This window comes from Allobosea sp. TAB14 (assembly GCF_052113865.1).
Taxonomy (GTDB): domain Bacteria; phylum Pseudomonadota; class Alphaproteobacteria; order Rhizobiales; family Beijerinckiaceae; genus Allobosea; species Allobosea spartocytisi.
In genome coordinates this window covers 1-20,938 of the sequence record NZ_JBFRDQ010000116.1, presented here as the reverse complement: position 1 = coordinate 20,938, position 20,938 = coordinate 1, and the positions used below count along the sequence as shown (strand labels likewise).

The 20,938-nt window shown below is 67.7% G+C and carries 18 protein-coding genes and 1 pseudogene; 10 read left to right on the top strand and 9 right to left on the bottom strand.

Annotated elements, in window-relative coordinates:
- Nucleotides 1-108: 108 nt before the first annotated feature.
- Together AB4Y99_RS17670 and AB4Y99_RS17665 are read left to right on the top strand one after the other, a co-directional pair.
- Nucleotides 109-651, top strand: coding sequence for a TRAP transporter small permease (locus AB4Y99_RS17670; protein WP_441524237.1), 543 nt, complete (start codon nt 109-111; stop codon nt 649-651).
- Nucleotides 648-1,955: a TRAP transporter large permease gene (locus AB4Y99_RS17665; protein WP_441524236.1), complete on the top strand. Its 1,308-nt coding sequence runs from the start codon at nt 648-650 to the stop codon at nt 1,953-1,955. Before AB4Y99_RS17670 ends, AB4Y99_RS17665 begins: the two co-directional genes overlap by 4 nt.
- Nucleotides 1,956-1,965: 10 nt before the next feature.
- Here AB4Y99_RS17665 and AB4Y99_RS17660 read toward each other — a convergent pair whose 3' ends face one another.
- From AB4Y99_RS17660 to AB4Y99_RS17630, 7 genes are read right to left on the bottom strand one after another with little or no spacing between them, the layout of a single operon-like run.
- On the bottom strand, nt 1,966-3,102 hold the full coding sequence (locus AB4Y99_RS17660) for a M24 family metallopeptidase (RefSeq protein WP_441524235.1): 1,137 nt from the start codon (nt 3,100-3,102) through the stop codon (nt 1,966-1,968).
- On the bottom strand, nt 3,099-4,319 hold the full coding sequence (locus AB4Y99_RS17655; RefSeq protein ID WP_113252880.1) for a M20 family metallopeptidase: 1,221 nt from the start codon (nt 4,317-4,319) through the stop codon (nt 3,099-3,101). The genes AB4Y99_RS17660 and AB4Y99_RS17655 overlap by 4 nt, the downstream gene beginning before the upstream one ends.
- Nucleotides 4,320-4,336: 17 nt before the next feature.
- Complete coding sequence (locus AB4Y99_RS17650) at nt 4,337-5,956, bottom strand: dipeptide ABC transporter ATP-binding protein (protein WP_441524234.1); 1,620 nt, start codon at nt 5,954-5,956, stop codon at nt 4,337-4,339.
- Between the two features lie 3 nt (nt 5,957-5,959).
- Nucleotides 5,960-6,784, bottom strand: coding sequence for an ABC transporter permease (locus AB4Y99_RS17645; protein WP_441524233.1), 825 nt, complete (start codon nt 6,782-6,784; stop codon nt 5,960-5,962).
- On the bottom strand, nt 6,777-7,724 hold the full coding sequence (locus AB4Y99_RS17640; RefSeq protein WP_441524232.1) for an ABC transporter permease: 948 nt from the start codon (nt 7,722-7,724) through the stop codon (nt 6,777-6,779). Before AB4Y99_RS17640 ends, AB4Y99_RS17645 begins: the two co-directional genes overlap by 8 nt.
- A 19-nt stretch (nt 7,725-7,743) precedes the next feature.
- A complete protein-coding gene (locus AB4Y99_RS17635; RefSeq protein ID WP_441524231.1) occupies nt 7,744-9,297 on the bottom strand; it encodes an ABC transporter substrate-binding protein in 1,554 nt (517 codons plus the stop codon).
- A gap of 11 nt (nt 9,298-9,308) precedes the next feature.
- Complete coding sequence (locus AB4Y99_RS17630) at nt 9,309-10,634, bottom strand: M20 family metallopeptidase (protein ID WP_441524230.1); 1,326 nt, start codon at nt 10,632-10,634, stop codon at nt 9,309-9,311.
- Between the two features lie 135 nt (nt 10,635-10,769).
- Here AB4Y99_RS17630 and AB4Y99_RS17625 point away from each other — a divergent pair, with 135 nt between their 5' ends.
- The 8 genes and pseudogenes from AB4Y99_RS17625 to AB4Y99_RS17590 all read left to right on the top strand — a co-directional run bounded on the left by AB4Y99_RS17625 (nt 10,770) and on the right by AB4Y99_RS17590 (nt 19,890).
- Complete coding sequence (locus AB4Y99_RS17625) at nt 10,770-11,579, top strand: GntR family transcriptional regulator (RefSeq protein ID WP_441524229.1); 810 nt, start codon at nt 10,770-10,772, stop codon at nt 11,577-11,579.
- 159 nt (nt 11,580-11,738) lie between these two features.
- A complete protein-coding gene (locus AB4Y99_RS17620; protein WP_038357708.1) occupies nt 11,739-12,638 on the top strand; it encodes a LysR substrate-binding domain-containing protein in 900 nt (299 codons plus the stop codon).
- A gap of 93 nt (nt 12,639-12,731) precedes the next feature.
- Nucleotides 12,732-13,436: pseudogene (locus tag AB4Y99_RS17615) on the top strand (ABC transporter permease); the annotation flags it as partial.
- A complete protein-coding gene (locus AB4Y99_RS17610; protein WP_441524228.1) occupies nt 13,436-14,356 on the top strand; it encodes an ABC transporter permease in 921 nt (306 codons plus the stop codon). The pseudogene AB4Y99_RS17615 and the gene AB4Y99_RS17610, both read left to right, overlap by 1 nt.
- Nucleotides 14,357-14,359: 3 nt before the next feature.
- Nucleotides 14,360-15,331, top strand: coding sequence for an ABC transporter ATP-binding protein (locus AB4Y99_RS17605; protein WP_441524227.1), 972 nt, complete (start codon nt 14,360-14,362; stop codon nt 15,329-15,331).
- Nucleotides 15,328-16,353, top strand: coding sequence for an ABC transporter ATP-binding protein (locus tag AB4Y99_RS17600; RefSeq protein WP_441524226.1), 1,026 nt, complete (start codon nt 15,328-15,330; stop codon nt 16,351-16,353). Before AB4Y99_RS17605 ends, AB4Y99_RS17600 begins: the two co-directional genes overlap by 4 nt.
- A 13-nt stretch (nt 16,354-16,366) precedes the next feature.
- Nucleotides 16,367-17,947: an ABC transporter substrate-binding protein gene (locus AB4Y99_RS17595; protein WP_441524225.1), complete on the top strand. Its 1,581-nt coding sequence runs from the start codon at nt 16,367-16,369 to the stop codon at nt 17,945-17,947.
- Nucleotides 17,944-19,890, top strand: a complete 1,947-nt coding sequence (locus tag AB4Y99_RS17590) for a CocE/NonD family hydrolase (protein WP_441524224.1) — start codon at nt 17,944-17,946, stop codon at nt 19,888-19,890. The genes AB4Y99_RS17595 and AB4Y99_RS17590 overlap by 4 nt, the downstream gene beginning before the upstream one ends.
- 46 nt (nt 19,891-19,936) lie before the next feature.
- Here the strand turns inward: AB4Y99_RS17590 and AB4Y99_RS17585 are convergent, their stop codons facing one another.
- Nucleotides 19,937-20,362 (bottom strand): hypothetical protein, encoded by a 426-nt coding sequence (locus AB4Y99_RS17585; RefSeq protein ID WP_441524223.1) that lies wholly within the window; start codon nt 20,360-20,362, stop codon nt 19,937-19,939.
- A gap of 301 nt (nt 20,363-20,663) precedes the next feature.
- Nucleotides 20,664-20,938: GGDEF domain-containing protein (locus tag AB4Y99_RS17580; RefSeq protein WP_441524222.1), on the bottom strand; the 275-nt coding region annotated here is incomplete at its 5' end.

The window sequence follows — 20,938 nt, the reverse complement described above, 5'->3', positions numbered from 1 at the left end:
GGAGAAGACCAAGCCGCTGGCCGCGACCTTCCTGGCCAAGGCCGAAGCGAAGAACCCGAAGGCGCGCGACTTCTACGAGCGGCTGCGCGCCGCCGTGGGGAGGGCGCAGTGAACGGTCGCGCGGGTTCGCGGCTCGATCCCGCCCGCCTTCTCACCCTTTGCGGCGCGATAGCCCTCGCCGTGATGCTGTTCTGGACGATGCTCGACATCGGCGGGCGACTTGCCTTCAACCGGCCGATCCATGGCACGCTCGATCTCGTCGAGGTCACGCTGGTGCTCGTCGCCTTTCTCGCGCTGCCGGAATGCTTCCGGCGCGACGAACTGATCAAGGTCGATCTCTTCGACACGATGGTGAGCCCGCGCACGCTCGGGCGCATGACCCTGATCGGGGAGATCGCGACCTTGGCCTTCCTGGGCCTGCTGGCTGCCACGCTCCTGCAACCGCTGGCCGATGCCTATCGTTTCGGCGATCAGAAGCCCGATCTGCCGGTTCCGATCTGGACCTTGCTGCTGACGATCGAGTTGGCCCTCGTCGTGTCCATGCTCGTCGTCCTGCGCCGGATCGGCTCGCAGATCAGGGCCGCCCTGCAGCCGCCGGGCGTCGAGACGCAGGCCCCAACCCTCCACCGCCACGAGGAAGCTACCCCATGAGCGCGACCTCGATCGGCCTGATCGGCATGGCGACGCTCGTCGGCATGATCCTCGCCCGCATCCCCGTCGCGGTCGCGCTCGGCCTCGTCGGCTTCGTTGGCTATGCCGCGATCGACGGTTTCGCCAAGGCGCGGCTCGTCTTCGGCGCGGTGCCGCTCGAACTCTCCTCGGCCTATGCGCTCTCGGTGCTGCCGCTGTTCACGCTGATGGGCGCGCTCGCGACCATGGCCGGGCTTTCGGGCGATCTCTTCCGCGCCAGCAATGCCGTCTTCGCCGGCATGCGCGGCTCGCTCGCCATGGCGGCGGTCGGCGCCTCGGCGGCGTTCGGCGCGGTCTGCGGCTCGTCGCTGGCGACGGCGGCGACGATGAGCCGGATCTCGATCCCGCAGATGCTGAAAGCGGGCTATTCGCCTGCGCTCGCCGCGGGCGTCGTCGCCGCCGGCGGGACGCTCGRCATCCTGATCCCGCCATCGCTGATCCTGATGATCTACGGCATCATCGCGCAGCTCTCGATCATCAAGCTCTTCGCCGCAGCACTGATCCCTGGCCTCGTTCTGACCGCGCTGTACCTCGCCACCGTCGCGATCTGGGTCAGGCTCAGGCCCGAGGCGGCGCCGCGGGTGCCGACTGAAGGACGGGTCCAGTCCTTCCGCCTCGTGCTCTCGATCTGGGACGTCGTCCTGCTGTTCGCGGTCACCTTCGGCGGCATCTATCTGGGCTGGTTCAGCCCGACCGAGGCCGCCGCCGTCGGCGCTTTCGGTGCGCTCCTGCTCGGGCTGCTGCGGCGTGGCTTCAAGCCCGGCGATGTCGGCACGGCCTTCACCGAGACGACGCGGATCACCGCCAATCTCGTCCTGATCGTGCTGGGCTCGACGATCTTTTCCTATTTCGTCGTCCAGACCGGCATGGCCCAATCCGTGGTCCGGGGCATCAATGCGCTCGGCCTGCCGCCGCTGGCGGTCATGCTGCTGCTCGTCGCCTTCTATGTCTTCCTCGGCTGCTTCCTCGAAGGGATCGGCATGGTGCTGGTGACGGTGCCGGTGCTGCTGCCGCTCGTGCTGTCGACGGGCTACGATCCGATCTGGTTCGGCGTCCTGCTGGTCATCGTCGTCGAAATCGGGCTGATCCACCCGCCGGTCGGGATGAATCTCTTCGTCATCCGCACGCAGGCGCCGGAGATCGGCTTGGGTGCGATGTATCGCGGGGTCCTGCCGTTCCTGGTCGCGCCTTTCGTGCTGATCGCGCTGCTGCTCGCCTGGCCCGAGCTTGCGCTCTGGCTGCCGCGCCATCTCGGGGGGCCGTGACATTCGCGCCTCAGCGCAGGTGGCTTGTCAGCATCGCGCGGGGCGTCGCGGTCAACCGCCTCCCGCCCTCGGCCTCGACGACGACGGACTCGCTGAAACCCAGGCCGGCGGCGGAGACATACATGTGGAAGACCATGCCCTCCTCCAGCCGCCAGCGGGCATCGGGCAGGAAGACGCGCGAGAAGTCGCTGGTCCGGGGCGTGCGGCCGTAGAGGCCGAGCGTGTAGCCGGTGACGTTGTCATAGGCCGGGCGCAGGCCCTCGGCGAGCACGGCCTCGCGCAGGATCGCATCGACCTCGCAGGCGAGGGTGCCGGGCCGCATCGCCGCGAACTGCCTGTCCTGCAAGGCGACGAGGCGCTCGGCGAGGGGCGAGAGCCCGCGCCGGTCGGCACCGATCAGCACCGGCCGCATCAGCCGGGCGCCGTAATTGCGGCGCTTCGGGATCAATTCGACATGCAGGATGTCGCCATCCGCCAGCGGATCGGCGGTCATGACGCCGTGCAGGAATTCATGATCGCCGACGCCCGGCAGGATCGGCCCCGTCTCGCCGGTATCGGCGCCGTTCTCCAGAAAGGAGGCCGCTGCGATCGCCGCCGCCGCGCGTGGCGAAAGCCCGGGTCGGGCCTGCGCGGCGATGGCGGCCATCGCCTTGTCGGCGATGCCGGCGGCTTCCGCGATCAGGGCGATCTCGGCCGGCGACTTCACCGCTCGGAGCAGGTCGCTCGCCYGCGGCAGATCGATGAAGCGCACGTCCGGCAAGAGCGCCGCGAAGCGGTCCCGCATCGCGGCCGTGAAACCATAGGAGGCGTGGTCGGCGCCGATGCGGGCCTTCGCGAAGCCGCGACGGCGGAGCTCTTCGGCCATCACGGCCTGCGGCTCGGCCGTGTCCGGAAAGCCGACGATGTCGGAAAACCAACAAGCGTCGCGGCAAGGGCCCGCATCGAGCTCGCGCAGCACGAACCAGGGCTCGCCCTCGCGCGGCAGGAAGGCGGCGCGATACATCGTCTCGGAGACGGTATAGCCGGTCAGCCATGCCAGGAACTCGGCATGGTCGACCAGCAGAAGCTCCGCACCGGCCTCCGCCATCGCCGCGCGGGCCTTGGCCGCCCGCGCGGTAAATTCCTCGCGCGGGAAGATCGGGCTCACGCGACTTCGCAGATGTCGAGGATGGTCAGCATGTAGATGCGGACCATGTCGAGGAAATCACGGATCTCGACGCGTTCGTCGGGCATGGTGTTGTAGCGCCCGCCCGGCCCGCAGACGATGCCCTCCATGCCGGCCTCGGCATAGAGATGGCCGGCATCGGTGCCGAAGAAGCCCGGCGGCTTGATCGCGCCCGTCGGCTGCTTCTCGCCGCGCACGGCCTCATAGGCCGCGTTGACGGTCCTGACGATGCGGGCGTCCTTGGCGACCTCGAAGGCCGGCATCGACTGATGCCCTTCCTTCTTCTCGATGCGGATCGACGTCTTCAGCCCCGGAAAGCGCTGTTCCAGCGCGGCAAGTTCGCGCTGCATGTCGCCGAGCGCACCTTCCTGCGTCTGGCCAGGCGCATAGCGGCCGGAGCCCTTGAGCTTGCAATAATCCGCCACCTGCGGCGCCCGCCACTCGTGCAGCTCCTTGCCGAGCGCGCCATGGACGACGCCGACATGGACGCGGTTGATCGATTCATGCTCGGGCGAGGGCGCGCCGGAGAAGGTCATGGCGTTGAGGCGCGGGATCAGGTCGCAGGCGGCCATGATCGCGTCGACCGCCTGCTCGCGCTTGGAGAGGTGGCGGGTGTTGCCGGTGAGCTCGATCACGAAGGAGAAGGCGCAGGCATGCATGGTCACGGCCTGCACGTCGGTCGGCTCGCTGTTGACGAAATAGTCCGCGCGGATGCCGTTGCGAATCGCCGCGACCGTGCCGACGCCGCCCTGCAATTCGCCGACGACATAGGTCAGGATCACGTCGCCCTTCAGCTTCACCCCGGCATCGAGCAGCGTCTTGACCGCGCAATAGGAGGCGGCATCGCCGGCCTTCATGTTGGAGACGCCGATGCCGTAGATGAACTCATCGTCGACGAGGCCGCCCCAGGGATCGACGGTCCAGCCCTCGGTTGCCGGGTTGGTGTCGAGATGGCCGTTGAACAGCAGGCTCTTGCCCCCGCCCGTGCCCTTCCAGCGGCCAATGGCATTGGCGCGGCGCCCCTCGTCGAAGGGCTGCTCTTCCGCCTCGATGCCCATCGCTTGCATCTGGCCGACGACGTGGCGGACCAGCGCCTTCTCGCCCTCGGTCTCCGAATAGCTCTTGTGCTTCGCCCAGTCCGAGAGCAGCGCGAGGCAGGCCTTCTCGTCGAGCGAATGGATCAGGTCGCGCGGGTTCATGGATGTGGCCTCTGATGTCAGGCAGCAGCCGTGGCCGGGGCAGGCACGGCTTCGAGCAGGGATTGGGTGTAGGGATGGAGGGGCCCGGTCGAGAGCGTCGCGATATCGACGAGATCGACGAGGTCGCCGCGGTACATCACCGCGATCCGATGGGCGATCTGGCGCACCAGATTGAGATCGTGGGTGATGAAGAGATAGGCCGTGCCGAAGCGTTTCTGCAGGTCGACCAGCAATTCGACCACGGAGGCCTGCACGGAGACGTCGAGCGCCGAGGTGATCTCGTCGCAGATCACGAGCTTCGGCTTCGAGGCGAAGGCGCGCGCGATGGCGACGCGCTGCTTCTCGCCGCCGGAGAGCTGGTGCGGGTAGCGCTCGGCGTAAGCTGCCGGCAGCCGGACCTGCTCCAGCAATTCGCCGATCCTCGCGGCATCCCGCCTCGCCCCCGGCTCGCCATAGAGCGCGAGCGGCCGCGACAGAATCTCGCGGATGCGCTGGCGCGGATTGAGCGAGGAATCCGGGTGCTGGAAGATGATCTGGACGYCGCGGCGATAGGCCCGGTCCATGTCGGAGAGACCGGTGATGCGGCGGCCGGCGAAGCGGATCTCTCCCTCGAAACGGTTCAGGCCCGTCATCGCCTTGGCGAGCGTCGACTTGCCCGAGCCGGACTCCCCGACGATGCCGAGGATCTCCCCGGGCATCACCGACAGGCTGACCTCGCGATTGCCGGTAAACTGCGTATTCGTCCGGCCGAGCAGGCTGCCGAGGAAGGGCTTGCGGCCATAGAGCACGCTGACCTTCTCGACTTCGACCAGCGGTTTGCCGGCTTCAGGAGCCTGCGTCTCGACCAGCCGATGGTCCGGCCGCGGCACGGCGGCGAGCAACTTCTTCGTATAGGCGTCCTGCGGCCGGGCGAAGACCTCACTGAGCGCGCCCTGCTCGACGATCCTGCCGCGATGGATCACCGCGACCTTGGTGGCGATCTGCGAGACCAGCGCGAGGTCGTGCGAGATGTAGAGCGAGGCGACGCCGGTCTCGGCCTGCAATTCCTTGAACAGGTCGAGGATCTGCCGGGCGGTGATGACGTCGAGCGCGGTCGTCGGCTCGTCGAAAATGATGCATTCCGGCTGGCAGGCGAAGGCGGTGGCGATGACGACGCGCTGCTTCTCGCCGCCGGAAGCCTCATGCGGATAGCGCCGCATCATCTGCCTGGGCACCTTCAGCCCGACATGGGCGAGGCGCTCCTCGCCCTCGGCCCAGGCCTGCTTCCGCGTCAGGCCGCGATGGCGCACCAGCACTTCAGCCAGTTGCTCGCCGAGCGGCAGTGTCGGGTTGAGCGAGGTGCTCGGGTCCTGGAAGACCATGCCGATGCGCTTGCCGCGGATCGCATCGATCTCGGTCTCGGAAGCCTTGAGCAGGTCTTGGCCCGTCAGGGCGATGCTGCCCGCCTCGCGCGCGCTCTGCGGCAGATAGCGCATGATCGCCCAGGCGAGCGAGGTCTTGCCGGAGCCGGATTCGCCGACGAGGCCGAGCACCTCGCCCTTGGCGACCGACAGGGAGACATCGTCGAGGGCGCGGGTGAAGCCGGCCGGCGTCGCGTAGTCGAGGCCGTAGCCGGCGATGTCGAGGATCGCACCCATCGCTCAGCTCCTCGGGTTCAGCGCGTCGCGCAGCCCGTCGCCGAGCAGGTTGAAGCCGATCGCGACCAGCGCGACGGCAAGGCTCGGCCACAGGATCATCCAGGCGCTCAGATGCATGAAGCGGCGCGCCTCCGAGACCATCAGCCCCCATTCGGAAGCCGGCGGCTGCGCCCCCAGCCCGAGGAAGGAGAGCGTCGCGAACAGCATCACCGCGAAGGCGACGCGGATGGTCATCTCGACGATGATCGGCGCCACCACATTCGGCAGCATCTCGCGCCCGACGATGAAGGCCGCGCTCTCGCCGCGCGCGACGGCGGCATTGACATAGTCCTGCTTGCGCACGGAAAGCGCGACCGAACGCGTCACCCGCGCCATGCCSGGCGCGAAGGCGAGCGCGATGGCGAGMAGYGCGTTGAKGCTGCTCTTGCCGAGCAGGTTCACGATCAGCAGCGCCAGCAGCAGGCTCGGGATCGACATGATCGCATCGACGGTGCGCATGATCGCCTCGTCGCTGCGCCCGCCGAGAAAGGCCGAGACGGTGCCGATGACGGCGCCGACGAGCGTACCGAGCGCCGTCGCCAGAATGGCCAGGACGACGGTGGCGCGGGCGCCGTGCAGCAGCCGGCTCAGGATGTCGCGGCCATATTGGTCGGTGCCGAGCCAGAACTGGGCGCTCGGCGGCTTGTAGCGCATCAGCGGCGCCATCTTCTCGGGGTCGTAAGGGGCGAACCACGGCCCGACGATCACGACGAGCAGGATCAGGCCGACGATGACGAGGCCGAGCGCGCCCTGCGGCGAGCGCAGCATGCGCTTGAGGATCTCAATCATACTGGATCCTCCGGTCGAGCCAGGCGTAAGCGATGTCGGCGAGGAAATTGGCGACGGCRTAGGTCGTCGCMAKGATCAGCGCGCCGGCCTGGATSGAKGGCAGGTCGCGCGCCTGGATCGCSACGATGAGCTGGCGCCCGATSCCCGGCAGGGCGAAGATCTCCTCGACCACGATGACGCCGCCGAGCAGATAGCCGACATCGAGCGCGACGATGGTGATGGTCGGCAGCAGCGCGTTGCGCAAAGCATGCTTGAAAAGCACCTGCCGCTTCGAGAGGCCCTTCAGCCGGGCGGCGCGGATATAGTCGGAGTGCAGGACGTCGACGAGCTCGGAGCGCACCATGCGCGAGACATGGGCGATCAGGATCATCGACACCGTCAGCACCGGCAGGACGAGATGCTTAAGCCCGCGCAGCGGGTCTTCGGTCAGCGGCACATAGCCGGTCGCTGGCAGCCATTGCAGCCAATCGGCCAGCACCAGAACGACCAGCGTCGCCGTGACGAACTCCGGCAAGGAGACGCCGATATAGGAGAGGAAGCTGACGCCGAGATCGGCCGCGCGGCCGCGGCGCACCGCCGCGACGATGCCGAGCGGGATCGCGACCGCCAGCATCAGCACGATCGAGAACAGGGCGAGCAGCAGCGAGCGGCCGAGCGCCTCGATCATCGCCGGTGCGACCGGCTGGCCGGTGCGCATCGAGACGCCGAAATCGCCGCGCACGACCCCGCCGAGCCAGTGCAGATACTGCATCCAGATGGGGTCGTTCAGCCCCATCTTGAGACGCAGCGCCGCCAGCGCGTCCGGCGTCGCATTCTCGCCCAGCATCATGACGGCGGCATCGGCCGGCAGGATCTGGGTGATCGCGAAGACGATCAGCGACACGACGAGAAGCGTGTAGCCGATCAGCAGGATCCGCTTGAGGATATAGGCCGGCGACACGTCCGCTGCCCGTTTCCGCTCAGCCGCGCTTCGGCGCGTTGGCGCCGAGCGAGACGAAATCGAGCCGGTAGACCGAGCCGCGCGGGTGGAGCTCATAGCCCTCCACCCAATCGCGCTGCCCCGCCAGCAGATCGAAGAAGGCCGGGATGATCGAGGGCACCTCCTCATACATCAGCTTCTGCGCCTCGGCGTAGAGCGCGCGGCGCTTGGCGTCGTCGATCGTGGTGCGGGCCTCGGAGACCAGCTTGTCGAAAGCGGCGTTGTTCCAGCGCGTCTCGTTCCAGGCGGCGTTGGAGGTGTAGAGCAGCGAGAAGATGGCGTCGGCCGTCGCCTGCATGTTGTAGAAGCCGACATAGAAGGAGCCCTTCTTCCAGACCTGGTCGAGATAGGTCGCGTGCGGCATGGTCTCGACCTTGATGTCGAAGCCGGCGGGCTTGGCCATCTCGCGCAGCGCGACGGCGAGCTGCGTGCGCTGGCCCGGCCGGTCGGAGGCGATCAGCGTCGCTTCGAGCCCCTTGGGGTAGCCGGCTTCGGCGAGCAGTGCCTTGGCCCTGGCGATATCAGCCTTCTTGGCCGGCAAATCGGCATAGAAGCGATAGGCGGGGTTGAGCGGCGTGTCGTTGCCGGGCGAGCCGAAGCCTTCGGTCACGAAGTCGACCATCGCGGCGCGGTCGACGGTGAGCGCCAGSGCCTGGCGCACGCGSACATCGTTGAAGGGCTTCTGGTCGCAGCCGAAATTGACGTTGCAGAACTGGCCGGAGGCCAGGCGCAGCGCTTTGACGCCGGAGGCCTTCTGCAGCCGGCCGAACTCGGTCGGCGGCGTGGTGCCGAGCAGGTCGGTGTCGCCGGAGATCAGAGCGGAAGCCTCGGCGCTGACATCCGGGAAGACCAGGACCTCGATCTTGTCGAGATAGGGGCGGGCCTTGTCGTAATAGGCGTCGTTGCGGGTGACGACGACCTGCCGCTCCGGCTCGAAGGAGACGAGCTTGAACGGGCCGGTGCCGATCGCCTGGCGGTCGAGCTTTTCAAGGCCGCCCTTGATGACGGCGGCGGGAACGATCTTGGCGTTGAGATAGGCCAGCGTCACCGGCAGGTCGGCGAAGGGCGCGGAGAGCGTGAAGACGACCGTCGTCTCGTCCTTGGCGGCGACCTTCGCGACAGGCCCGATATTCTGGCGGGCAGGCGAAGCCGTCTTCGGGTCGAGGATCGCCTCGAAGGTCGCGACCACATCGGCGGCCGTGCAAGGCGAGCCGTCATGGAAGGTCAGGCCCTTGCGCAGCACGAAGGTCCATTCGGTGAGATCGGCCGAATTCGTCCAGGACTCCGCGAGGTCGGGCTCCGCGCTCATATCGACCTTCAGCCGCGTCAGGCTCGAATAGAGCAATTCGGCGACGAGATATTCCGGGTTCACACGGGTCACGAGCGGGTTCAGCTTGGAGACCGCCTGGTCGACGCTGACGCGCAGCGTGCCGCCGCGGCGGGGCGTCTGCGCGAAGGCCGGGACGCCGGACAGGGCGAGGCCGCTCAGAGCGGCGGAAGCGGCGAGGAAATCGCGACGATGGATGCTCGGCATGGAACGCTCCTTCAGCTCAGGGACGGGCTCAGATCGGGATTGATGTCGGGCCGGAAATCGGCGGCGAGGTAATTCAGCACGGCCTGCGCCAGCGAGACGATATCGCCGCTGGTGGTGTGCTCGCCCGGCGCATGGATATTGCGGGAGGGCCGGCCGAGGCCGCCGAGCAGGACTTCCTTGTGCCCGGTGGCGCGCTGGACCCAACCGAAATCGGAGGCGCTGGCAGCGCCCCAGCGGCGGAAATCCTCCGGCGCATAGCCGAAGCCGGAGCCGACCGCCGCCTGCCAGCGCGGCCAGTGCGGCCCGCCCGGATCGTCCGTCGGGGCGAGATGGCCGACGAGCGCCGTCTCCACGGTCAGGCCCGGGACGGAGGCGATGGCGCGCCTGATGGTCTCCTCGATCTCGGCCAGGGCGGCCTCGAAGGATTCTTCCGGCGCGTAGCGGCGGTTCAGCGTCATCTCGACAAGGGCGGGAACCTGGCCGCCGGAGGTGCCGCCCTTGATCGTGGCGACGTTGAGCTGTCCCGTGAGCGGCGGCTTGCCGGGCGGCGGTGGCAGGGCCGAAGCGCGCGAGGCGATGCGTGCCTTCAGGGCAGCGAGCGCATTGAGCAGCGGCAGCGCCCCGTCCATCGCGTTGTGCCCGAGCCCGCGGCGGTTACCCTCGCCCGCATGAACGGCCTCGCCATGGATTCGCACCAGCAGGTTGAACAGCCCGAAGCAGCCGGCCCAGATCCGCGCCTCGGCGCTGCCGTTGAAGTTGACGATGTGGCCTTCGAGCTGGCCCTGCTCGGCGAGGTAGCGGATGCCGGGGTACAGCCCGCCTTCCTCGTCGGTGCAAAGCAGCAGCATCGGGTCGTAGGCGAGCGGGACGCTGCAGGCTTCGGCCGCCCGCAGGGCCAGCAGCACCGCGGCGACGCAGCCCTTCATGTCGGCGGCGCCGAGGCCGATCAGGCACTCGCCCTCGCGCTCCATCCGCAGCGGATCGGTCTTCCAGCCGGCCGCGGCCGGCACGGTGTCGACGTGGAAATAAAGGCCGCAGACCGGCCGCCCGCTGGCGCGGCGGGCGATCAGATTGGTGCGCGGGCCAGCGGCCGGGCCGTGCGGAACCCGCCACAGCGCTTCCGGCACGGTGACGCGCTCAGTCGCGAAGCCGAGCGGCGCGACGAGCTCTTCCATCAGCGCGGCGAAGTCGTCATAGCCCAGGCCGGGCGGGAAGGAGGTGTCGACCGCGATCATCCGGCCGAGGTCCGCGATGGCGCCCTCGGCATGGGCCGAAATCCAGTCGCCGGCCTGAGCCAGCGCCGACGCATCCTGCCGCGGGGAGATGGTCACGGACATGGCTCAGCTCCGCCACGCCGCGCTTGTCCAGCGCTGGCACGATCTGCGATGGAACCACTGAAACGCCGCAGTTGGCTGCGCCATTTGCGGATCCTCTTCTTTCATATAAACTATATAGAAATAGGATCGAACGGCATGCCTTCTGTCAATGCCAAAAAACCGACGCGTGCTGCCGCCGGAACAGGCAACGGCGCCGATGGGCCGCCGATCCTGCCCAATTTCGGTGCCGGCGAGGCCGCTCCGCTCTATGAGCGCGTCAAGAGGCACATGTCGGAGGCCATCCTCGTCGGCGAGTGGCCGCCCGGTATGGTGCTGCCCAATGAGACCGCATTGGCCCAGGGTTTCGGCATCGCTGTCGGCACGGTCCGCCGGGCGATGAGCGATCTCGTGGCGGAGGGCCTGCTCACGCGCCGCCGCAAGACCGGAACGGTCGTGACGGGGCGCACGCCGCATCACAGCCTGCGCTTCTTCTTCCAGTATTTCCGYCTSCACCGSGCYGAYGGCAGCCTSGTGCGSTCGACRAGCCAGTTCCTGAGCATCGAGGCGCAGCCGGCGACGGAGGCGCAGGCCGAGGCGCTGCGGATCAGGACCGGCGGCGTGCTCAAGATCCATCGCATCCGCCAGGTCGATGGCCGCCCCGTGATGCATGACAAGCTGGTGATGGCGGAGGAAAGGCTGCCCGGCTTGCCGCGCGATCCCGCCGAGCTGCCGCCGCTGCTCTATCTCCATTTGGTGGAGCGCTACGGCATCCGGATTTCCGCCGTCCGCGAGYAGATCACGGCCGATCTCGCCAGCGACGAGGATATCGCGCTGCTCCAGCTCGGCGGCAGAGAGGCGATCCTGACCATCGACGAGGTCGCCTACGACCAGGCGGGCGTGCCTACCATCCTCGGCTGGCATCGCGCCACGACGACTGCCCATATCTATGTCAATGAGGTGCGATAAGCGCGCGGTTCTGGCCCATCTGGAACGGGCGTGCAGCGCGGACTTTGACACCAACCCAATTTGTCCGGTTTGCTGACCGGCCGGCGAGCACCGGCATCGCTCTCGGATCAAGACGATTTCGCGTGACCTCGTGCCGCCGCAGCCTGTGAACACCAGCCCATGAAGATCCGGCAGATCGAGATATTCCGCTCCGTGATGGCGGGCGGGTCGACCATCGCCGCCGCCGCGACGCTCGGCCTGTCGCAATCGGCGGTCAGCCGCCAGCTCGCGCAGCTCGAGGAAGAGCTGGGCTTCGAGCTTTTCGAGCGCAGCAAGGGGCGCCTGCTGCCCCGGCCGGAGGCCTTCGCCCTGATGGACGAGGTCGGCGAATTGACCTCTCTCGTCGCGCGATTGAAGCGCTATACCGAGGATCTGCGGGCGGGCACCGTCGGCCAGCGCTTCCTCAAGGTGGCGGTGCCGCATTCCTTCATCGCGACGCTGATGCCGGAGGTGATCGAGACCTATCTGTCGCAGCGTCGCGACGCCTCGATCGAGCTGATCGGCGGCCATTACGACGCCATCGAGCAGATGATCCTGGCGCGCGTCGCCGATATCGGCTTCGTCGGCCTGCCGCCGCGCGACAAGGGCTTCGATGCCCGCGAGATCGTGCGCTCCGAATCCGTCTGCATCATGCCGGCGGGCCATCCGCTGGCCGCCAGGGCGAGCCTGACGCCGCGCGACCTGTCCGGGCACGGCATCATCATGCTCGGCCGCCAGCGGCCGGCGCGTCTCGCCTTCGAGCGGCAATTGCGACGCGCGGGCGTCTTCCCGATCGTGCGTATCGAGGTCCATTCGGTTGAGGCCACCTGCGGGCTGGTCGCGCGCGGGCTCGGAGTCGCCGTGGTGCCCGAGCTGATCGCCGGGCTCTATCGACATCTGCCGATCGAGCAGCGTCCCTTCAGCCCGTGCATCCACGGCGCCTACGGCATCGTCACCCTCAAGGGCGCGCCGATGTCGCGCTCTGCCGAAGCCTTCATCGAGATCCTGAAGAGCCGGCTGGAGGCGGAGGCGACGGCATAGCCCGATGCGCTTTGCGCATACGGTTGCGCGCGTTTCCGGCGCCGCCCATGGTCGCCGGGACACGTGAACGGCGATCACGCCGCCGTGCCGGACATCCTGGAACGCCTGCCGGCGACGCTGGAGCTCGCTCTGGTCGCGATCCTGATCGCGCTGGTGCTCGGCATTCCGCTCGGCCTGATCGCGGGCCTGAAGCCGCGCTCCGTCACCGACGAGACGATCATGACCGGGTCGATCCTCGGCTTCAGCCTGCCGAATTTCTGGCAGGGCATGATGCTGGTGATGATCTTCTCGGTCTGGCTGGGCTGGCTGCCCTCGAGCGGGCGCGGCCCGACCGGGCACATCTTCGGCATCGAGACCAGTTTCGCCTCCTGGGAAGGCATCCGCCACCTCATCCTGCCGGCGATCAATCTCGCTCTGTTCAAGCTGGCGCTCGTCATCCGTCTGACGCGGACCGGCGTGCGCGAGACCATGCCGCTCGATTTCGTGAAATTCGCCCGGGCCAAGGGCCTCACCGAGCGCCGGGTCGTGCTGGTGCATGTGCTGAAGACGATCATGATCCCGCTCGTCACGGTGATCGGCATGGAAATCGGTTCGCTGATTGCCTTCGGCGTCGTCACCGAGACGATCTTCGCCTGGCCCGGCATCGGCAAGCTCCTGATCGACTCGATCATGCGGCTCGACCGCCCGGTGGTGGTCGCCTATCTGCTCGTCGTCGTCAGCCYCTTCATCCTGCTGAACTTCGCGGTCGACGTGCTCTATTCCATCCTCGATCCGCGCATCCGGCTGGGGCGGAACTGATGGCTCTCGCGAAACCTGTCCTGTTCGCGTCCTTGCGCCCCGACGCCGACAGCCTGCTTGCCCGCTCGCTGGCGGGCATCCTGAAGAGCCCGAAGGCGACGATCGCCGCCTGCGTCTGCATCGCGCTCATCCTGACCGCCCTGTTCGGCCCGGCCCTTGCTCCGCAGGACCCCTACGATTTGTCGACGCTCGACATCCTCGATTCCAAGCTGCCTCCCGGCTCGGAGAGCATGACCGGTTCCGTCTACTGGTTCGGCACCGACGTGCAGGGGCGCGACATGCTCTCCGCGATGATCTACGGCCTGCGGACCTCGCTCCTCGTCGGTGTCCTCGCCGGTCTCGTGGCGCTGCTTGTCGGCACCGTGCTCGGCCTCTCGGCCGCCTATTTCGGCGGGCGCATCGACAGCCTGATCATGCGGCTGGTCGATTTGATGCTGGGCTTTCCGACGCTGCTCGTCGCGCTGATGCTGCTCGCCATTCTCGGGCAGGGCGTCGGCAAGGTGATCTTCGCCCTCGTGCTGGTGCAATGGGCGATGTTCGCGCGCGCCGTTCGCGCTGCGGCGCTGGTCGAGAAGGGCAAGGACTATATCGAGGCGGCGCGCATGCTGGGCCTGTCGCGGCCGCGCATGCTCTTCGGCCATCTCCTGCCGAACTGCCTCTCGCCGCTGATCGTCATCGGCACGCTCCAGGTCGCGAATGCGATCTCGGCCGAGGCGACTTTGTCCTTCCTCGGCATCGGCCTGCCGATCACGCAGCCCTCTCTCGGGCTGCTGATCGCCAATGGCTATCAGGTGCTGCTCTCCGGCCAGCACTGGATCAGCGTCTATCCCGGGCTTTTGCTGCTCATCCTCGTCTTCAGCATCAATATCGTCGGCGACCGCCTGCGCGAAGTGCTGAACCCCCGTCTGGCGGAGCGCTGAGCCATGACGCCGGTACTCGTCGTCGACAATCTCGAAACCCGGTTCGGCAGCGGTGCCGGCCTGGTCCGCGCCGTGGACGGCGTCTCCTTCAGCATCGATCGTGGCGAGATCCTCGGCCTCGTCGGCGAATCCGGCTCGGGCAAGTCGATCACCGGCTTCTCGATCCTCGGCCTGATCGAGCCGCCCGGCCGGGTCGCGGGCGGGCGCATCCTGTTCCAGGGCGAGGATCTGGTCGGGTTGCCGAGCGAGAGGCTGCGGCGCCTGCGCGGCAAGAAGATCGCGATGATCTTCCAGGACCCGATGATGACGCTCAATCCCGTGCTCTCCATCGAGACGCAGATGGTCGAGGCGGTGCTCGCCCATGACGCGGTCCCCTGGAAGGAAGCGCGCGAGCGGGCCCGCGACACGCTCGGCCTCGTCGGCATTCCCTCTCCGGAGGAGCGGCTGAACGCCTATCCGCACCAGTTCTCCGGCGGTATGCGCCAGCGCGTCGCCATTGCCATCGCGCTGCTCCACCGGCCCGACCTCATCATCGCCGACGAGCCGACGACGGCGCTCGATGTCACCATCCAGAGCCAGATCCTGTTCGAGGTGCGCCGGCTGGCGACGGAATTCGGCATGGCGCTGATCTGGATCAGCCATGATCTGGGCGTCGTCGCCAGCCTCGCCGACCGGATCGCGGTGATGTATGCCGGCCGCATCGTCGAAACCGGCTTTACCGACGACGTGCTCGACCGGCCGGCTCATCCCTATACGCGCGGCCTGATGGATGCCTTGCCTGCCAATGCGGCGCGGGGCGAGAAGCTGCGCCCGATCCCCGGCCTGTCTCCCTCTCCGCTGGCACGGCCGGGCGGATGCGCCTTCCGCACCCGCTGCTTCGCCGCGACGGAGATCTGCCAGCAGGAACCCGTGTTGCAAGGCGGCGATCACAGCTTCCGCTGCCACCATCCGCTGCCGGCCGGAGTTGCTGCATGAGCGAGGTGCTGATCGAAGGGCGCGGTCTGGTCCGGCGCTTCTCCCGTGGCCTGGATGCGGCGGAGAAGCTCGCCAGGGCTCTCGGTGCCAACGTCTCCGAGGAGGTCGTCCATGCCGTGGAGGGCGTCGACATCGCCATCCGGCAAGGCGAGGTGCTCGGCCTCGTCGGCGAGTCCGGCTGCGGCAAGTCCACGCTCGGCCGGTTGCTGGCAGGGCTCCTGCCACTCACCGAGGGCAGCCTGCTCTGGCAGGGCAAGGACGTCGCCTCGCTGTCGCGCAGCGAGGCTCTGGAGATGCGCCTGGCCGTCCAGGTGATCTTCCAGGACCCGATGTCATCGCTCAATCCGCGCAAGCGCGTCATCGATCTCGTCGGCGAGGCGCCGCGCGTCCACGGCCTCATCCGGCGCGGCGAGGTCGACGACTATGTCGCCGAACTGCTCGAGAAGGTCGGCCTCGACCCTTCCTACCGCAAGCGCTACCCGCATCAGTTCTCCGGCGGCCAGCGCCAGCGCATCGGCATCGCCCGGGCGCTCGCGGTGAAGCCGCGGATGATCGTCTGCGACGAATCGGTCTCCGCCCTTGACGTCTCGATCCAGGCGCAGGTCATCAACCTGTTCATGGATCTGCGCGCCGAGCTCGGCCTGACCTACCTCTTCATCAGCCATGATCTCAGCGTGGTGAAGCACGTCAGCGATCGGGTTGCGATCATGTATCTCGGCCGCGTGGTCGAGACCGCGCCGGCCGAGGCCTTCTTCGCCGCGCCGAACCACCCCTATGCCACTGCGCTGCTGCGCGAACTGCCCTCGGTCAAGGAGCGGCGGCGCAGCTTCTCCCCGATCCGGGGCGAGATTCCCTCGCCGCTGCATCCGCCGCCCGGCTGCACCTTCCACCCCCGCTGCCCGCGCGTCTTCGCGCCTTGCGCGCAGGCCCGGCCGCTGCTGAAGCCGGTCGCCGAACGGCATCTCAGCGCCTGCCATCTCAACGACGCCCCGGCCGTGCCGCTGCCGGCCGGTGGCGCCTGAAGAGGAGAGTTCGATGACCCGCAAGCACCGCCTCGCCGCGCTCCTCCCGCTGCTGGCAAGCCTCGCCTCGCCGGGATCGGCGTGGGCCATCGACCTCGTCATCGGCACGGCGAGCGAACCCTCCGCGATGGACCCGCTGTTTTCCCGCACCGGGCCCAACCAGAACATCGCGATGCAGATCTTCGACCGGCTCGTCGAGACGGATGCGCATCTGGGCATGCATCCCAGCCTCGCCGAGAGCTGGGCGACGCTCGATCCGACGACCTGGCGGGTCAGCCTGCGCAAGGACGCCCGCTTCCAGGACGGCAAGCCGGTCACGGCCGACGATGTCGTGTTCTCGCTGGAGCGCGCCCGGAATGTCCCCAACAGCCCGGCGCCCTTCTCCAACAACGTCTCCGGCGTGGCTTCGGTCAAGGCGCTCGATGCGACGACGCTGGAGGTGAAGACCGATGTCCCGACGCCCGACCTGATGGAGAGGATCGGCTTCGTCTACATCCTCGAAAGGGCCGCCGCCGAGGGCAAGAGCCTGCAGGACTACAACAAGGGCGAGGGGCTGGTCGGCTCCGGCCCCTACAGGTTCAAGGAATGGGTGCCGGGGGACCGCGTGGTCCTCACGCGCAATGACGGCTATTGGGGGCAAAAACCCGCCTTCGAGACGGTGACGATCCGCTTCATCGCCAATGACGCCGCCCGCGTCGCGGCCTTGCGCTCAGGCGCGGTCGACCTGATCGACGGCGTCCCGCCCGCCGATCTGCCCGTGCTGGAGAAGACCGCGGGGCTCAAGGTCCATGCGATCCCCTCGGCCCGGCTGATCTATCTGGCCCTCGACACGGCGCGCGAGGAAAGCCCCTTCGTCACCGACAAGGAGGGCAAGCCGCTGAAGCCGAACCCGCTTCGCGATCTGCGGGTGCGGCAGGCTCTCGCCAAGCTGATCAACGTGCCGGCGATCGTCGAGCGTCTGCTCAACGGGGCGGGCGTCCCGGCCGGCCAGCTCGTGCCGGACGGCGTGGGAGGCTTCGATCCCGCGCTCCAGCCCGTCGCCTACGACCTCGCCGGGGCCAAGGCGCTGCTGCAGCAGGCCGGGCTGAAGGACGGTTTCGGCATCACCATCCATTCCTCGAACGACCGCTTCGCCGGGGACAAGGACATCGCCCAGGCGATCGGCCAGATGTTCGCGCGCGGCGGCATCAAGGTGAACGGCGTCGTGACGCAGCCCTACAATGTCTATGCCGGCGCCGCGAGCCGCCAAAGCTTCTCCGCCTTCATCTTCTCCTTCGGCACGACGACGCCGACCGCGGGCCCCGGCCTGCGCAACCTGTTCATGACCGCCGACCCCAAGGCCGGAACCGGTGGCTTCAACCGCGCGCGCTATTCCAATCCGGGCTTCGACAAGGCGCTGGCGGAAGCGCTGACGCAGTTCGATGAGGGCAAGCGGATCGCCGCGATCCAGGCGGCGACGAAGATGGTCTTCGCCGAGCTGCCAGTGGTCCCGCTCTACTGGCAGAAGATCGCCTGGGCCTCGAAGGCCAACATCACCTATGAGCCAAACATGGCCGAGGACACCTCGGCGGCGCGCGCGGGACTGGCGAAATGAGCACCTTGTCGATGAAGGGCGGTGCTTCGGCCGCTTCCGAACGCTCGCCTGCGGCGGAAGCTGCCGGCGATGTCGTGACGCTGAAGGATGTGATGGTGACGATGCGGGACGGCATCCGGCTCGCCACCGACATCCATCTTCCGGCGCGGGACGGCCGCGCTCTCCCGGGTCCTTTTCCCGTCGTGATGGAGCGCACGCCCTATGGCAAGGCCGAGCGCTCGCGTGCCGAGATCGGCCGCGGCGAGGCCAGCCCGATGGCGCGCTCCGACGTGGCCGCCCATTTCGTCAGGGCCGGCTATGCGGTGGTCTATCAGGATTGTCGCGGCCGCTACGGCTCGGAAGGCGAGTTCGTCAAATACGTCTCCGATGCCGAGGATGGCTACGACACCTGCGCCTGGCTCGTCGCGCAACCCTGGTGCAACGGCAAGATCGGCACGATGGGCCTGTCCTATGCCGCCCATACCCAGGCGGCGCTGGCCTCGCTGACGCCGCCCGGCCTTACCTGCATGATCCTCGATTCAGGCGGCTTCTCGAACGCCTTCCTCTGCGGCATCCGGCAGGGCGGTGCCTTCGAGCTCAAGCAGGCGACCTGGGCCTATAACCGGGCGCAGGAAAGCCCGGACGCGCTCGCCGACCCCGTCGTCGCCGCCGGCCTCGCGGCCGAGGACCTGCATGCCTGGTTCCGCGTGATGCCATGGAGCGAGGGGCGCTCGCCGGTGCGCTGGGTGCCCGAATACGAGACCTATCTGCTCGACCAGTGGCGCGCCGGGACCTTCGGCCCCGAATGGAAGCGGCCGGGCCTGTGGCTTGAAGGCTTCTACGACGCGGTTCCCGACATCCCGATCATGCTGATGTCGAGCTGGTACGACGTCTATGTGAAGACCACCTTCGACAATTTCGCCGGCTTGAGCGCAGCGGGCCGCCGCCACGTCAACGTCATCATGGGCCCCGGCCTGCACGGGAACCGCCAATCCACCTTTGCCGGCGACGTATCCTTCGGCGAGGCCGCGCCCTTCGACGGCAATGTCGGCGCGAACTGGCTCGATTTCCGCCGGCGCTGGTTCGATCGCTGGCTCAGGGACGAACCCAACGGCCTCGAGGCCGATCCCACCCTGCGCCTGTTCCTGATGGGCGGCGGCTCCGGCGAGAAGGACGCCGAGGGGCGGCTCGTGCAGGGCGGCCGCTGGATCGAGGCTTCGGCCTGGCCGCTGCCGGGCACGCAGCTGCAGGATTGGTATCTCCACGGCAATGGCGTGCTGTCGCAAGAGCAGCCGGCTCACGACGCCCCGCCCCTGAGCTATGATTTCGACCCGGCCGATCCGGTGCCGACTATCGGCGGCGCGCTGACGAGCGGCCAGCCGATCTTCGAGGGCGGCGGTTTCGACCAGCGCGAGGGGCCGCGCTTCTTCGGCTCGCGCGCTGCCGGCATGCCGCTGATCGCGCGCCGCGACGTGCTCGCTTTCGAGAGTTTGCCTCTGGAGCAGGACATGGCCGTGATCGGGCCGATCACGGTCGAGCTCTGGGTCGCCTCCGACGCGCCCGATACCGACTTCACCGCCAAGCYGGTCGACATGCATCCGCCCTCCGCGGACTACCCCACCGGCTTCGCGCTCAACCTGACGGACGGCATCTTCCGTTGCCGCTATCGCAACTCCTGGGAGAAGCCGGAGCCGATCGAAACGGAGGTTCCGTTCCGCATCACCATCGAGCCTTTCGCCACGGCGGCGCTGTTCAAGGCCGGGCATCGGATCAGGCTCGACATCTCCTCCTCGAACTTCCCCAAATTCGACGTCAATCCCAACACCTTCGATCCGGAAGGGCGAGGGCGCCGGCGGCGGATCGCCTGCAACACGGTCTTCTGCGACGGGCAGCGCGCCTCGCGGATCATCCTTCCGATCGTGCCGGTATCCTCGCTGCGCGACCTGTCGAGCATCGCGCGGTGATGGGGAGCATGTTCGAGCGGCGCAGCCTCGGGCTTGCCTGAAGAATTCAGTCGGCCCGCCAATTGAGTTCGACGGCGCTGCGCCCGACCGTGCGGTTGTAGCGGATGGCGGCCTGGATCGTCTCCTCGATGCCGGGGCGGTCGGAGCTGCGCGGGCAACCCGTCATCTCATGCGGCAGGCCCTGCTGCGTCAGCCAGCCTTCCCAGGCGCGCTCCAGGACGTCGAGGCTCCGCCCTGTCTGGAAGGGCTGCGACAGGTAGAAGCGCTGCTCCCGATCCGAGCCGGCATAGCAGTAGCGCCAATCGGCTGCCCAGGCCGCCTGCGACGGCAGCAGGATGGCCAGCAGAACAAAAACGGCTCTCGCCGCGCCCCTGCGGCCATGCCCGGCTCTTTCGAACATCTTCGCCATCAGATCGTCCATGCTCATCGCCGTCAGCCCGCAGACCCGCGTGCAGGGCAGGTCTCGTGCCATGTCCCGCAGCCTATCGCGGCAACCGGACGGGCGTAGGCCTATCCGCGGGTTTGGCTGGTCGGGATGCCGGTAACGAGGGGCCGGGCGGGAGCGTGGGCGATCTCTCGGGGAACGGAAGCATGGGATCGTGTCGGGCGTGATTCGACATTCCGTGAAGCGAGCATCCCAATTTGAGGCTCGGCGTGGCCAGGTGCGGCGCGATCGAAGACGAGATCGATCCGGTCGATGTCGGCTTCGCCCGATAGCGGACAGTCGGTCCGGCGTTTGCAGTAGCCCTCTGAGATGGCCATATTAGCGTGGCTTACTCGGCAAGATTAACGCGATCTCGACCGTTGCCCTTTGCCCTATAGAGGGCATGATCGGCTCGCTCGATTAAAGACGGGAGGCCTTCATCCTCCCGCGCAATCGCGACGCCAAAACTGGCCGTCGGGTGTGCCTCACCCGCTACGGTATCAAATGCGATTTGTTTAAACGCTGTTCTTATCTCTTCCGCCAATTGGTAGGCAGAGGCGCTCGCGTTCGAAGGCAACAGGATTGCGAATTCTTCACCACCAAGACGCGCCATGATCGCATCGC